We start from the raw sequence: 13,789 nt of genomic DNA on the forward strand, positions 1-13,789 counted from the left end.
TGATGGAATCACTATGTTTATCTTACTCTGAACGGAAAAGCAGGTCAAGAACACATGTTCGCTTATTTATTTCCGCTTTTTGGTGATTATCAAACCTGATTTGATTCAAAAAAACAGGTATGGGAGCAAATAACAGATGTAATCGATTTCATGAGCTTATTGATGTGCATATGCGATAATACTCTTTAAAATAGGAGGAGCAGAAAGCTCAGAGCGTTTTGAGAAAGCAGAGCCGGCAAAAATGCAAAGAAGCCGGCTACAGCTGACTCGTCTTCTCTGCAGTGTACTGCTATGATAAAGAGCGTTAAAACAGACTGGACGTCTGCATAAATGAATCAGGAGGAACAGAACTATGTTTTGGATTCAGTTCGCGGTCGTTCTGGCCGCTATCGTAATAGGAGCACGAATCGGGGGTATCGGCCTCGGCGTCATGGGCGGGGTCGGCCTTGCCATTTTGACGTTTGGTTTCGGTCTGGAGCCGACGTCGCCGCCGATTGATGTCATGCTGATGATTGTGGCGGTTATCACAGCGGCCGGTGCCCTGCAGGCCTCTGGCGGTATGGATTATCTGATCGGGCTTGCGGAGAAAATCCTGCGCAAAAACCCGCAGCGCATCACATTTATGGCTCCGGTAGTCACCTATTTCTTCACCTTTTTTGCTGGAACCGGGCACGTCGCCTACACGCTGCTTCCCGTTATTTCTGAAGTTGCACAGGAATCGAAAGTACGGCCGGAGCGACCGATGTCCATCGCTGTCATTGCTTCGCAGCAGGCGATCACAGCCAGCCCGATTTCAGCTGCAACCGTTGCCTTAGTAGCTCTGCTGGCGCCGTTCGACATTACGCTCTTTCAAATTCTTGCCGTAACCATTCCGGCAACCTTTACAGCGATTATGATTTCTGCTTTCGTGATTCGGAAGCGGGGAGCTGAGCTGGAGGACGACCCGGAATATCAAAAGCGCGTGAAAGAAGGGCTGCGTCCTGCCGCAGTGAGAGAAAATACCGCAGAGGTAACAACCGTATCAAAGCTTTCGGTCTGGCTGTTTCTGGCTGCTGCGATGCTGATCGTTCTGCTTGGAAGTATTCCGGAGCTTAGACCTTCCTTTGCGGTAGACGGCGAAATGGAGCCGCTGTCGATGCCGTATACGATTCAAATCATTATGCTGACAGTTGCTGCAATCATCATTCTGGCAGGGAAAGTTAATGTGAATAAACTGGCAGAGGGAAGCGTGTTTCGTGCAGGAATTGTAGCTGTCGTTGCGATATTCGGGATTGCCTGGATGGGGGATACGTTCTTCCAGGCGAATATGGATCAAATTGAACCAGCGGTGCAGGGAATGGTGGAAACGGCCCCGTGGATCTTTGCATTTGCTCTGTTCTTCATGTCGATATTCCTGAACAGCCAGGCGGCTACAGTCAGCGCGCTGATGCCGCTTGCAGTAGGATTAGGCATCAACCCGCTGTTTCTGATTGCCATGTTCCCGGCAGTAAATGGCTATTTCTTTATTCCGAACTACGGTCCGCTTATTGCCGCAATCAACTTTGACCGCACCGGAACAACCAAAATCGGAAATTATGTATTTAACCACAGCTTTATGATTCCGGGACTGGTTGCGATTATTAGTGCCGTTGCATTAGGGTTTGCCTTTACGGCATTGTTCTAAAGCAAGTAAAACAAAAGAAGCCGTCCAGGCCGAGAGGCTGGGCGGCTTCTGTTTTAGCGGTAGAAAAGGTCTACCACGTATTTTCAGTAAAAAGACGGCGTACGCCGCTCACCTGCATCTGCTCAAACGGTGCACGTCCTCCGACAGAAAAAGTGACAGCGTGCTTCATCGTGAGGCTACGGTGGAGATAAACCGTAATTCCATCGACATCAAACTGGTGATAAGCTTCCTTGTTCTCCGGCTCCGCGTGGGAAATATCATGATCAATCAGAATCCGTTTGTTTTTAATCAATCCCGGAAATACAAACGGATCAACCGTGACGACACCGCCCTGTTTCAGCAGCCATTGACGCGTACGCGTATTCATACGAACATCCATACAGTACAACCCTCCATAAACAAATATTTCTGGCGGCGGGAACCGGAGAACCCGCCTGATGCCAACAGAAAATCATGACGCATCACGTTTTTCCTGACCCAAATATAAACCGTATGAAGAGGGTAGGTAAATAAACCTGAATACTCAGATTTGGGAACAGTCAATCGTTAATAGACTCTTTTTAAATCCTTTTATTGTAAATTAGAAGAAAACGGTTTCCGCGCTGTCAGAAACGCCTTTGTGCTACAATAAAACAGGTCTCAGATAAGAGGATATAAAGGAGTGATTAGGATGAAAGTCATAAATATCGGAAGCAGCCCGCTTCAGGCAGGGGAAGTAGCCCTGGGATGTATGCGGATGGCAGGGTTGAGCACAAAGGACGCAGACGCCGTCATTCGTACAAGTCTCGAAGAGGGAGTTACGCTGTTTGACCACGCGGACATCTACGGAGGGGGAGCCTCTGAGGAAGTGTTCGGCAGAGCAGTGGATTTGAAAGGCGCGGATCGGGATAAACTGATTCTTCAATCAAAATGCGGAATCCGCAGCGGCTTTTATGATTTTTCCAAAGAGCACATCGTGACATCCGTTGAAAAGATTTTAAAACGGCTTGGAGCAGAGAACCTCGATATTCTCGTCCTGCATCGGCCGGACGTGCTGATGGAGCCTGAAGAGGTGGCTTCCGCATTTTCTGAACTGAAGAAAAGCGGAAAGGTCCATTATTTTGGCGTAAGCAATCATCATCCTGGACAGATCGAGCTGCTCAAGCAATATGTAGATGTGCCCTTGATTATCAACCAGATTCAGCTCAGTCTCATGCATACGCCAGTCATTGATGCTGGTCTGCAGGTAAATATGCACAGAGAAGGTGCTGTTCAGCGGGACGGTATGCTGCTTGAATACTGCAGAAAAGAATCAATGACAATTCAAGCCTGGTCTCCGTTTCAGCATGGCATGATTGAAGGGCCGTTTATTGATAACAGCGACTTTCCGGAAGTAAATAAAAAGCTGGAAGAAATTGCGGAACAAAAGGGTATATCGAAAACCACTGCAGCGGCAGCCTGGCTGCTCCGTATCCCGGCCTCTATCCAGCCGATAATAGGTTCGATGACTCCGGACCGAATCCGTCAAGCAGCAGCCGCATCCAATGTAAACCTGAGCCGTGAGCAGTGGTATGAACTTTATACAGCTGCAGGCAACGACCTGCCGTAAAGGGGGCAGCCCGTCATTTTACGCGGATCGCTCTTCATGATTCTGGTCGTCTTGTTTTATTCCGGCAATATTCTTACTGGAAAGGCGATCAACGATTTGCCGCCTTTCACGATTGCATTTATGCGCCTCCTGTTTGCTTTTTTACTGCTGGCTCCATTCGCCTGGAGAACAGCCTGGGAGTACCGGGCGCTGTTTATAGAAAAGCGGCGTCCTTTCTTCTGGATGACGATCACAGGCGTAACGTTCTTTAATACGTTCATCTATGCGTCGCTGCAGTTTACGACGGCCTCGAATGTTGCAGTGCTTGAGACAGCGATTCCGGCAGTTACCATTTTGCTTGCCGCGCTTCTTTTAAGAGAAAAACTGGGCTGGCGCCAGTGGACCGGAGCCGCAGTGTCAGGTGCAGGAGCACTGGTGGTCGTTACTGAGGGCGCGATCGTGACAGGGAGCGGTATGGGATGGAATCCAGGGGATGTCTTAATGATAGGAGCTGTGCTGTGCTGGTCTGCCTACTCGCTGCTCGTGAAAACGTATATGAGCCACTTTCCTGCATTTGCGGCAGTACTGGTAATGAACGGCCTCTCGGTCGTTATTCTGCTGCCTTTTATTGCTGCTGAATGGTTCCTGCTTGGTATCCCTGAGCCCGGGGTGCCAGAAGCAGTCGGTATAGCCTACCTCGCCATTTTTCCATCAATCATTGCGCTTCTTCTATTTAATAAAGCGGTCGGGGAGATGGGAGCAGCAAAAGCATCCGTTTTTCTTAATTTACTTCCTGTCTTTACGATGGCAGGAGCAGCAGCCTGGCTTAATGAGATTGTACGGCTGCCGCACGTTGCCGGAGCATTGATCGTCATGATGGGAGTATGGATGACAGCTTCCAGCAAAGGCAAAGATAAGAAATAATGAAAAAAGGGTTTCCTTTTTAGGTTTCATGTACTATACTAGGAAATAGCTTATTGAGGTTCGGCTATGAAAGTAAGTGAAGAACTGGAAAGTTCCTCTTGCACGAATAAAAGAACTGCTCAATCAAGTAATATTATGCGGTTAATATAGCCGCGCAGGAGGATTATGCATGACTCAAGGTACAGTAAAATGGTTTAACGCAGAAAAAGGTTTCGGTTTCATCGAGGTAGAAGGACAGGACGACGTATTCGTACACTTCTCCGCGATCCAGGAAGAAGGATTCAAGTCTTTGGAAGAAGGTCAGACTGTTTCTTTCGAAATCGAGCAGGGTCAGCGTGGACCACAGGCTGCTAACGTAACAAAGAACTAATACAGGCAGCATCTACTGTTCAAAGCAACACCATTTCAACATTTTTGATCGCTTATTGAGATTTCAAACGTCACGTAAGATGAAGAACTAGTCAGTTCCTCTTGCACGATAAAACGAGAGCTCAATTAAGTAATAAATATGCGGCATAGACCGCGCAGGAGGATTATCCATGACTACAGGTACAGTAAAATGGTTTAACGCAGAAAAAGGTTTCGGTTTCATCGAGGTAGAAGGACAGGACGACGTATTCGTACACTTCTCCGCTATTCAGGAAGAAGGCTTCAAGACTCTTGAAGAAGGTCAAACTGTTTCTTTCGAAATCGAGCAGGGTCAGCGTGGACCACAAGCTGCTAACGTAACAAAAGCATAATATCCTTTTCTAAGGATACAGAACTTCCGGGGGGTTGCCCCCGGAAGTTTTTTAGTTTAGAAAGCAAAAAACGTTTACAGTTCTCTGCACGCCTCATCATCAAAAAGACTCTGTAAATTTTCGCTATTAACGAAGCGGTAGATTGTATCATCTCCTCCCTACTCTTCCACAGGATAAGTTACACTGTTCAGTCTAATGAATAATGCAAATGGTTTTATAAGGTGAAATGACTGAGTTAAAAAGATTTTTCCTTATAAGTGAAAAAGACGTTCTTAAAAACGAATATTCACACAATAAAAGAGAAAATATTCAAAAAAATCGGTTGACTTGTTCGTTATTACGAATTAAGCTTGTATAAAGAATTAAATAAAGAACAAATCAATCAATCCGTTCGTTATTAAGAATTGGTGGATAGGAGGTTCCAAATGAACGAAAGCGGTCAGGAAATCCAGCTTCGAAAAATCTTTCAATCGCTATTCCGAAAATGGTGGATTATAGTGATGATTACAGCTCTAATCGGAGGAGGTGGAGCTTACCTGCTGGGCGGAAACACTGGTGAACCCATTTCAACTGCCAAAGCCTCAGTCATCGTAAATGAAGGTGAAGATGTTAACTTTAATATGAAAACATTAACAGCCATGATGAATGAGCCAGCGGTATTAGAGCAAGTAGCTTCAAAGCTTCCATGGGAAACGTCTGTAACCATATTAAATCAAAATATTGCTGCAGAAGAAATTGAAGGCTCTCAAATTATTCGTGTGACCGCAAATGGCCGAAGCCCTGAGGAAGCTACGGAACTTGTAAATACGGTAGTAGAGACCTTCCCGGAGATTGCAGGCGAAAAAGCGAATACTCCTACCGTGACAGTCCTGTCTGAGGCGAAAGTTGAGGAGGCAGGAATATACGTGACGGACAACAGTCAAACAATGAAGCTGATCTCGATAGCGGCAGGCTTGGCAGCCGGAATCGGTGCTGCTTTGTTAATAGATGGAATGGATCGCCGGATTCGTACCGAACGGGAAGTGGAATTAATTCTCGAATCACCAGTTATGGGAGCTACATCAAAAATAAACAGACTTGCAATGCGCCCCAAAAAGGTAAAAAAGAAAGCCGCAGTCGTAAAAGAGGGTGAAAATGTTGTTTAAAACGAGGAAAGATATGCAGATTTTTTATGAAGCAGCGGGCACTAAGTTAGATCAGGAATATGGAAGAATTAAAGCAAATATAGTATTTGGCGCAAAGAAACGTCATTCACAAGTTTTCAGTGTATTATCTCAAAATAAATATGAAGGTAAAACAACATTAATATCTTATCTAGGTATCTCTTTTAGCAAAGAAGAAAAGCGTGTATTACTGATAGATGGTAATTTTGACAGTCCCAGGCTGCATAAAATATTCGGGATTGAAAACGATGAGGGATTTAGCAACCTTTTAGCTGACGGAGGTGTTTTACAGGATGCAGTAATAAAAAGTGAGTTTCCAGGATTATCTATACTTCCTTCGGGAACAATATCGAAGCAGCTGGAATCTGTTATTCAAACTAATGCAATGGATGACATCTTGTATCAGGCAAAACGTATGTACGATTATGTGTTTATTGATACAGGATCATTGCAAACAAATGTAACTGCAAAATTACTTGCTGCTAAAAGCGACAGCAGCTTGGTAGTAGTAAGAAGAATGAAGACAAGTACTCATGATCTTCACGAATTGAAAACTTCCCTTGAAAGTTATGAAATACATGTAACAGGAGCATTGTTTAACACAAGAAAATTAGCTTGGCTGAAACGATAATTTTTTTAACATAACGTTCGTTATTAAGCACGATAGTTTTTTATAAGAGGAGGTTCTGCAAGCTCCTTTATCAAACGCAGAACTCGTTCATGCTGTGGGGGAAGCCCTTAGACGCTGGTCGTCAATGGTGTGGAGTGAGGATGGGTTGAAGGCCCACTTTTTTATTAAGCGAGAAGCCAGTACATTCTGGCTTCTCGCTTAATAAAAAGGAAAGGAGGATAATAATGCGCAAAAAACTGTTTCTGATATTGGATACATCTGTAATAGCAACTGCCTTTACATCCAGCTATGTCATCGTAGATGTAACGGATGTAGCCTTTAACAACATATATTGGCTGTCCCTGTTAATCATCTTATTTAGCTACTATGTTTCTTCGGCCTACTTTCGAATGAATAAAAAAGTTTGGCAGTATGCGAGCATAGGGGAGATGAAATTAATTGTAAAGACATTAACGGCTGCCGTCATATTAAACGGGATCATTCAGCTAGCCGTGTTCAGCTATATACAATATCGAGTTTTGTTTGTCACGTGGGCTTTAATGCTGTTAGGAGTCGGAGGTGTGCGGTTTTTCCTAAGGCTTAGACAAGATCAACTGCGAAATGATTCTGTTGAGAGAAAACGAACCATGATCGTAGGAGCAGGGTCAGCTGGAACAATGTTGGCAAGGCAGCTTATTCAAAATTCAGAATGCGATTTAAAGCCAGTATTATTTGTAGATGATGATCCGAACAAACAGCATTTAGATATATTATCGCTTCCTGTAAAAGGTCCTACCGAAACCATACCTGAAATTGCCGCAAAATATGAAATTGAACGTATCATTATTGCAATTCCTTCGTTAAAAAAGAGTCAAATACATGGTATTTACGAAGCAGCATTAAAATCAGCTGTTAAAACACAGGTCTTGCCGATGATAGAAGATCTCGTTACAGGTAAGTTATCCGTGAAGGAATTACGAGATGTTTCACCTGAGGATTTACTTGGTCGTGAACAAGTGAAGCTGCAAGAAAAAGTCATTTCGAATGGCATGAAAGGAAAAACGATATTAGTAACCGGTGCGGGGGGCTCAATTGGATCAGAGCTTTGCCGGCAAATATCCGGATTCGCACCTGCAAAACTATTGCTGACAGGACATGGCGAGAACAGTATCTATCATATTTACATGGAGCTTAAACAACTGTACCCATCAATCGAATTAGTACCATTAATCGCAGATGTGCAAGATTACGAGCGAATGCTGGATATTATGACAACATACAGACCTAATCACGTTTATCATGCAGCTGCACACAAACACGTGCCTTTAATGGAAATCAGTCCGCATGAAGCAGTAAAAAATAATACATTAGGTTCCTATCAAACAGCACTTGCCTCATCTGAGGCAGGAGTAGAAACGTTTGTGATGGTTTCAACGGATAAAGCGGTAAATCCAACAAGTGTAATGGGAGCGACTAAAAGACTCGCAGAAATGCTTGTACATCATGTCAACAAAGAGAGCAATACAAAGTTCAGTGTTGTACGATTTGGTAACGTATTAGGAAGTAATGGAAGTGTGATTCCTTTATTTAAGAAGCAAATTGAAGCAGGCGGCCCTGTTACGGTCACGCATCCTGATATGATTCGTTATTTCATGACTATACCTGAAGCTTCAAGATTGGTGCTGCAGGCAGGCGCATTAGCTGAGGGAGGAGAAACATTCGTACTGGACATGGGTGAACCGGTAAAAATCACGGATCTAGCAAAGAATTTGATTGCTCTCAGCGGATATACAACTGATGAAATTCCAATAGTATACACAGGTGTACGACAGGGAGAAAAATTATATGAAGAGCTGCTAAACCCAGAAGAAATTCACGAAGATCAGATTTATCCAAAAATATATCTTGGAAAGGCTACGTCTATCCCGCTGGATGAACTTGAACAGGTCCTGCATACATTTGATACAGAGTCAAGAGAAGAGCTGCGCCTCCATTTGCTTGAAAAGGCCAATAGGAGAACGCTTCCTGCAGAAACAACAACCGCTTAGGAGAGGAGGGGTAGAAATGAAAGTAAAAAAAGCAATTATTCCCGCTGCTGGATTAGGAACACGATTTTTGCCGGCGACAAAAGCGATGCCGAAGGAAATGCTGCCGATTATTGATAAACCGACTATTCAATATATTGTAGAAGAAGCGGTCGCAAGCGGAATCGAGGATATCATTATTGTGACCGGAAAAGGAAAGCGGGCCATTGAAGATCATTTTGACCATGCATTTGAACTAGAAGAGTCACTTTGGAAAAAAGATAAGCATGATCTGCTTGAAAAAGTAAGGGTCTCCTCCACGCTGGTGGACATTCATTATATTCGCCAGAAAGAACCGAAAGGTCTCGGTCATGCAGTATGGTGTGCACGAAAATTTATCGGTGATGAGCCATTCGCCGTGCTGCTCGGAGATGATATCGTTCATTCAGATAAGCCTTGCCTTCAGCAATTAATAGAGGAGTTTGAAACACACCAGGCTTCAATACTAGGGGTTCAGAAGGTACCACGTGACGAAACTGGACGCTATGGTATTGTAGATGCAGAAAAGGTAAAGGGGCGCTTGTACAGAGCTCGCTCATTAGTAGAAAAACCTCTTCCCGCTGCGGCACCTTCAGAGCTTGCTGTTTTAGGCAGATACATTCTAACACCTGAGATTTTTGAGCGGCTTGAACACGCAGAACCAGGTTCCGGAGGAGAAATTCAGCTGACAGATGCGATCAGAGATATTGCATTGGATAAGCAGGTATACGCGTATGATTTCGAAGGGATCCGGTATGATGTGGGAGAAAAGCTAGGGTTTATACAAACGACGATATCGTATGCGATGCGGGATAAAAAGCTGAGGGACGCTCTAATCCCATTTTTGAAGAAGGAAATCAGCCAGGCGCTCCAGGAAGAGCCGACATGAAGAAGATACTTTTAGTAGCAACTGTTTCCTATCATTTTAACGTATTTCATCTGCCTTTCATACGATGGCTGAAACAGCATGGATGGGAAGTGCACGCTGCGGCTGGAGGCAGAGATCAGATTGAGGAAGTTGACCGGCAAATCACGCTTCCGATTTCAAGAAGTCCCATCGACAGGAATAATGCTGCAGCTTATCAGGAGTTGAAAAGCCTTCTGGAAGCAGAACGTTATGACATTGTACATGCTCATACTCCGGTAGGCGGCGTCCTTGGTAGACTCGCTGCGAGAAACGTACCAGAAACAAAGGTCTATTACACAGCTCACGGCTTTCATTTCTGCGATGGATCTCCGCTCAGCAGCTGGCTGATGTATTACCCTGTAGAGCGGCTTTGTGCACGCTGGACGGATACACTGATAACGATCAATGAAGAAGATTACAAGCGTGCCGTCAGTCACCGGTTTCCTGCCGGGCGAATCGTCCACATTCATGGAGTAGGACTTGCAGAAGAAAAGGAAGATAAACAGGATATTCGTCAAGAACTCGGTCTCCCTCGGGATACCGACATTTTATTTTATGCCGCGGAACTGAATAAGAATAAGAATCAACGGCTATTGGCAGAAGTTATCTCCTATATGAGAAAACCGGTTCATCTCGTCTTGGCGGGAATCGGTGATCCGGAACCCGTTAGACAAGCCGCAATTGAACACGGCACGGCCGACCGTATTCACTTTCTTGGGAACAGAAGGGATGTTCGCAGCCTTTACAGACAAGCTACTGTTGCAGTTGCTTCTAGTCTTCGGGAAGGGCTTCCGGTAAACGTGATGGAGGCGATGTCAGTAAAAACACCGGTAGTCGCTGTAGCAAATCGCGGTCACAGAGAACTCCTTTCAGGGTGCGGGCTGCTTGTAGGCAAAGATAAACCGAAAGAATTTGCTGCAGCACTGGATACACTGCTGATGAACCCGGAATTGGCGAAGGGACTCGCAGATAAAGCTCACCAGAAAATCGAAAGCGTGTATACAAGTCGGAAAGTAGTGAATGAGTTAGCTGGACTCTACGGAGAGGAGGCGGAGAGTGGATGAGAGAACCGGTAAGAATCCTGCATGCTGTTGTCAACATGAATCGGGGGGGAGCCGAAACCCTGTTAATGAATTTATATCGAAGCATTGACAGAAACCGAATTCAGTTTGACTTTCTAACGAGTTTCGAAGGTGTTTATGATGATGAAATTCGTCGACTGGGAGGGCGTATTTACCGAATTCCCTCCATTCGAAGCGGGCCGAAAAAATACGTGAAAGGGTTAGACCAGTTTTTCCATGAACATCCGGAAACGATCATTATTCATGCTCACATGGATAAGCTCAGCGGCATCGTACTGGAAAGGGCACACAAAGCAGGGGTGCCAATTCGAATTGCACACAGCCATAACACGTCAAGTGAGGGAAGCAGCCTGATCAAGATGTATAAATGGGGGGCGGGGAAGAAGATTAAATTCAGCGCTACGCATTTTATTGCCTGCTCAAAAGAAGCAGGCAGGTGGCTGTTTCCGGACCAGAATGATTATCTTGTTTTAACGAATACGATCCGTACAGAAAGTTTCTTATTTAACAAAATGAACCGTCGCCGGATCAGGGTTCAGCTTGGACTCGATGAAACTCATACGCTTTTTGGTCATGTGGGTCGATTTCAAACACAAAAAAATCACGTCTTTTTACTGAAGCGGTTTGCGGCTGTCCATGCATCGGAACCAGCAGCAAGGCTGATTCTGATCGGAGCTGGTCCATTGGAAACAGAGCTTAGAAAGCTTGCTTCACGTCTGGGAATAAGTAATTATGTCCTGTTCGCTGGTATTCAGGAGGACATAGAAGGTTTCCTGCATGCCATGGATGTTTTCGTATTTCCGTCATTGCATGAAGGATTGCCCGTATCTGTAATTGAAGCCCAAGCAGCTGGCTTGCCTTGTCTGCTTGCAAATACGATTACACCAGACATTGATATACAAGCCGGATTGTGCCGTTTTTTACCTTTATCTGAACCAGAGCGATGGGAGAAAATGATGAGAGGACTGGCACTAAGACGCAACGAAAGGTGCTCCAGACTGATTGAGAAGAAAGCAGGACGCTTTGACAGCCTCCAGGCTGCGAAGGATCTGCAATCCTTCTATGAAAGCCGGGTGCGGGAGGCAGAACGGTATGGAACTGACTATCTTTACACCAACGTTTAACAGAGCCCATACGCTTTCAAGAGTTTATGGAAGTTTGCTCCAGCAGACGGATAAACGTTTTATATGGATGATCATTGATGATGGATCCAGCGATCAAACAGCTGAATTGGTCAATGAGTGGCAGAAGCAGAAAATGATACCGATCACTTACTGTTTTCAGGATAATCAAGGAATGCACGGAGCTCATAATACCGCGTACAGCATAATGAATACGAAATGGAACACTTGCCTGGATTCGGACGATATGTTTCTGCCGGAAGCTGTTGCCCATATTCATAAAGCTATTGAGGAGTGTCCAGCAAGCTGCACGGGTATCGCATTTCACAACTGCGATATGCAGGAAAACAGGATCGGTACAGATTTTCCAAATGTACAGACGTCAACATTGTACGATCTGTATCGGCGCTATCGAGTACGAGGGGATAAGAAACTCGTATACAAAAGTAAATGGACAAGTGAGTGGCCATATCCACTTTTTGAAAAAGAAAAATACGTCGGTCTCGATTATAAGTATTTAAAAATTGACGCTAAAGGACCGCTCTATCTGTACGATCAGGAAATATGCCAGGTGGATTACCAGGAAGACGGCTCAAGCAGAAACATGTTGAAACAGTATAAACGAAATCCGGCAGGCTTTTCGTTTTACAGAAAAGAAATGATGATGCTGCCGCAAGCTGGTATCGGGTTTCAGTATCGAAACGCCGTTCATTATGTATCCAGTTCTTGGATGAACCGCAATCACCGATTCTTCACAGAAGCACCGAAAAAGTGGCTTACGGCAGCAGCGGTCCCACCGGGTACGTTGCTCGCAGGATATATTTGGTTGAAAAACAAGTAGAAAGGGGGGGCGCTTGTGGAAATGCTATGGCTGAACTTAGGGGCAGTATTCGGCTTTGCAGTATCTGCCAGGTACTTTTCGAGGCCGCTATCAGATTCACTGTCGTTCCCTTCAAAAGTAAAACCAAATGCTGCGCTAGCCTTTCTGGCATTAACTGTTATGGTTGCGGTATCCGGACTGCGCAGTGGAATTGGCGACACGTACGTATACCGCGAAGAATATGATAATACATTATGGACGCTGCAAGCAGCTCTTGAGGGAGATGAACCGGGTTTCGGAGTGCTTCAGTGGCTACTGCAGTCCATTTCCTATGATGGCCAAATTCTTATTTTCACATGTGCACTCATTACGCTGACCATTATTACGGCAGTTACTTATCATTACTCGAGGTTGTTTGAGCTAAGTCTCTACGTTTTTATTACTTCTGGAATGTTTCTCGTCACAATGAATGGAATGAGGCAGTATTTAGCCGCTGCAATTGTGTTTGCAGGCGCTTCTTTTCTATTTAACGGCAGATTTATTCCTTATGCAGCGCTGGTGCTATTGGCGTCCACCTTCCATCAAAGCGCTTTAATCATGCTGCCGATTTACTTTATCGTTAGGAGAAAAGCATGGACAAAGCAAACGTTGTTATTGCTATTTGCTGGTGTCGTTCTTGCTTTTGGATATGAACAATTCTCATCGATTATCTTTGGAGCACTCGAGGAAACCAAATACGGGGCTTATTCAGAATTTAACGAAGGTGGAGCAAATATCATCCGTGTAGCGGTTGCAGCAGCTCCCCTTATTGTCGCATATATGGGAAGACACAAACTTGAGAAGATTTTCCCGCAAGCAGATGTGGTCGTCAATTTGTCGCTGATGGGTGTCCTGTTTATGATGTTATCGACACAGCTGTGGATCTTTGCCAGAATGGCAATCTACTTCGATCTGTTCTCACTGATATTGGTTTCCTGGATTGTGAAAGCTTTCTATGAAAAAGATCAGCCATTTGTGTACTTTACAATTGTCTGCTGTTATTTAATTTATTTCGTCTTTGAATACTCAGTGACGTTAAATATCCAATATGACAGTCAGTACATTCCATTGTTCAGGGGAGGTGAATGAC

The 13,789-nt window shown here is 44.7% G+C and carries 14 protein-coding genes; 13 read left to right on the top strand and 1 reads right to left on the bottom strand.

What is annotated here, in order from left to right:
* Positions 1 to 352 precede the first annotated feature (352 nt).
* Positions 353 to 1,663 (top strand): anaerobic C4-dicarboxylate transporter family protein, encoded by a 1,311-nt coding sequence (locus ACFO4L_RS02255; RefSeq protein ID WP_377908023.1) that lies wholly within the window; start codon positions 353 to 355, stop codon positions 1,661 to 1,663.
* A gap of 70 nt (positions 1,664 to 1,733) precedes the next feature.
* Here the strand turns inward: ACFO4L_RS02255 and ACFO4L_RS02260 are convergent, their stop codons facing one another.
* On the bottom strand, positions 1,734 to 2,042 hold the full coding sequence (locus ACFO4L_RS02260; protein WP_168008866.1) for a hypothetical protein: 309 nt from the start codon (positions 2,040 to 2,042) through the stop codon (positions 1,734 to 1,736).
* A 291-nt stretch (positions 2,043 to 2,333) separates the two neighbouring features.
* Between ACFO4L_RS02260 and ACFO4L_RS02265 the strand changes: the two genes are divergently transcribed.
* The 12 genes from ACFO4L_RS02265 to ACFO4L_RS02320 all read left to right on the top strand — a co-directional run bounded on the left by ACFO4L_RS02265 (position 2,334) and on the right by ACFO4L_RS02320 (position 13,788).
* Complete coding sequence (locus tag ACFO4L_RS02265) at positions 2,334 to 3,251, top strand: aldo/keto reductase (protein ID WP_377908024.1); 918 nt, start codon at positions 2,334 to 2,336, stop codon at positions 3,249 to 3,251.
* 15 nt (positions 3,252 to 3,266) lie between these two features.
* Positions 3,267 to 4,154, top strand: coding sequence for a DMT family transporter (locus ACFO4L_RS02270; protein WP_377908554.1), 888 nt, complete (start codon positions 3,267 to 3,269; stop codon positions 4,152 to 4,154).
* Between the two features lie 169 nt (positions 4,155 to 4,323).
* The gene (locus tag ACFO4L_RS02275; protein WP_377908025.1) at positions 4,324 to 4,524 is read left to right on the top strand and encodes a cold-shock protein; all 201 of its coding nucleotides are present in this window, start codon (positions 4,324 to 4,326) and stop codon (positions 4,522 to 4,524) included.
* A gap of 169 nt (positions 4,525 to 4,693) precedes the next feature.
* On the top strand, positions 4,694 to 4,894 hold the full coding sequence (locus ACFO4L_RS02280) for a cold-shock protein (protein WP_168008858.1): 201 nt from the start codon (positions 4,694 to 4,696) through the stop codon (positions 4,892 to 4,894).
* A gap of 425 nt (positions 4,895 to 5,319) precedes the next feature.
* Positions 5,320 to 6,039 carry a YveK family protein gene (locus tag ACFO4L_RS02285; RefSeq protein ID WP_377908027.1) on the top strand — a complete coding sequence of 240 codons (720 nt, stop codon included), beginning with the start codon at positions 5,320 to 5,322 and terminating at the stop codon, positions 6,037 to 6,039.
* The gene (locus ACFO4L_RS02290) at positions 6,029 to 6,688 is read left to right on the top strand and encodes a CpsD/CapB family tyrosine-protein kinase (RefSeq protein ID WP_377908028.1); all 660 of its coding nucleotides are present in this window, start codon (positions 6,029 to 6,031) and stop codon (positions 6,686 to 6,688) included. The genes ACFO4L_RS02285 and ACFO4L_RS02290 overlap by 11 nt, the downstream gene beginning before the upstream one ends.
* Before the next feature lie 224 nt (positions 6,689 to 6,912).
* Complete coding sequence (locus ACFO4L_RS02295) at positions 6,913 to 8,715, top strand: polysaccharide biosynthesis protein (RefSeq protein ID WP_377908029.1); 1,803 nt, start codon at positions 6,913 to 6,915, stop codon at positions 8,713 to 8,715.
* 16 nt (positions 8,716 to 8,731) lie between these two features.
* On the top strand, positions 8,732 to 9,619 hold the full coding sequence (galU, locus tag ACFO4L_RS02300) for a UTP--glucose-1-phosphate uridylyltransferase GalU (protein WP_377908030.1): 888 nt from the start codon (positions 8,732 to 8,734) through the stop codon (positions 9,617 to 9,619).
* A complete protein-coding gene (locus tag ACFO4L_RS02305; RefSeq protein ID WP_377908031.1) occupies positions 9,616 to 10,701 on the top strand; it encodes a glycosyltransferase family 4 protein in 1,086 nt (361 codons plus the stop codon). The genes galU and ACFO4L_RS02305 overlap by 4 nt, the downstream gene beginning before the upstream one ends.
* Positions 10,698 to 11,843, top strand: a complete 1,146-nt coding sequence (locus tag ACFO4L_RS02310) for a glycosyltransferase family 1 protein (protein ID WP_377908032.1) — start codon at positions 10,698 to 10,700, stop codon at positions 11,841 to 11,843. The genes ACFO4L_RS02305 and ACFO4L_RS02310 overlap by 4 nt, the downstream gene beginning before the upstream one ends.
* The gene (locus ACFO4L_RS02315) at positions 11,812 to 12,681 is read left to right on the top strand and encodes a glycosyltransferase family A protein (protein WP_377908033.1); all 870 of its coding nucleotides are present in this window, start codon (positions 11,812 to 11,814) and stop codon (positions 12,679 to 12,681) included. Before ACFO4L_RS02310 ends, ACFO4L_RS02315 begins: the two co-directional genes overlap by 32 nt.
* Positions 12,682 to 12,696: 15 nt before the next feature.
* Positions 12,697 to 13,788: an EpsG family protein gene (locus ACFO4L_RS02320; protein ID WP_377908034.1), complete on the top strand. Its 1,092-nt coding sequence runs from the start codon at positions 12,697 to 12,699 to the stop codon at positions 13,786 to 13,788.
* The last annotated feature ends 1 nt before the right edge of the window (position 13,789 follow it).

The organism is Bacillus daqingensis (genome assembly GCF_042654445.1).
GTDB classification, from domain to species: Bacteria; Bacillota; Bacilli; order Bacillales; family Salisediminibacteriaceae; genus Alkalicoccus; species Alkalicoccus luteus.

What these genes read in the sequence shown, in the direction of transcription:
- galU (WP_377908030.1), top strand. Translation starts at nt 8,732, where the DNA reads ATGAAAGTAAAAAAAGCAATTATTCCCGCTGCTGGATTAGGAACACGA.
- ACFO4L_RS02315 (WP_377908033.1), top strand. Translation starts at nt 11,812, where the DNA reads ATGGAACTGACTATCTTTACACCAACGTTTAACAGAGCCCATACGCTT.
- ACFO4L_RS02295 (WP_377908029.1), top strand. Translation starts at nt 6,913, where the DNA reads ATGCGCAAAAAACTGTTTCTGATATTGGATACATCTGTAATAGCAACT.
- ACFO4L_RS02255 (WP_377908023.1), top strand. Translation starts at nt 353, where the DNA reads ATGTTTTGGATTCAGTTCGCGGTCGTTCTGGCCGCTATCGTAATAGGA.
- ACFO4L_RS02290 (WP_377908028.1), top strand. Translation starts at nt 6,029, where the DNA reads ATGTTGTTTAAAACGAGGAAAGATATGCAGATTTTTTATGAAGCAGCG.
- ACFO4L_RS02310 (WP_377908032.1), top strand. Translation starts at nt 10,698, where the DNA reads ATGAGAGAACCGGTAAGAATCCTGCATGCTGTTGTCAACATGAATCGG.
- ACFO4L_RS02275 (WP_377908025.1), top strand. Translation starts at nt 4,324, where the DNA reads ATGACTCAAGGTACAGTAAAATGGTTTAACGCAGAAAAAGGTTTCGGT.
- ACFO4L_RS02260 (WP_168008866.1), bottom strand. Translation starts at nt 2,042, where the DNA reads ATGGATGTTCGTATGAATACGCGTACGCGTCAATGGCTGCTGAAACAG.
- ACFO4L_RS02265 (WP_377908024.1), top strand. Translation starts at nt 2,334, where the DNA reads ATGAAAGTCATAAATATCGGAAGCAGCCCGCTTCAGGCAGGGGAAGTA.
- ACFO4L_RS02280 (WP_168008858.1), top strand. Translation starts at nt 4,694, where the DNA reads ATGACTACAGGTACAGTAAAATGGTTTAACGCAGAAAAAGGTTTCGGT.
- ACFO4L_RS02305 (WP_377908031.1), top strand. Translation starts at nt 9,616, where the DNA reads ATGAAGAAGATACTTTTAGTAGCAACTGTTTCCTATCATTTTAACGTA.
- ACFO4L_RS02285 (WP_377908027.1), top strand. Translation starts at nt 5,320, where the DNA reads ATGAACGAAAGCGGTCAGGAAATCCAGCTTCGAAAAATCTTTCAATCG.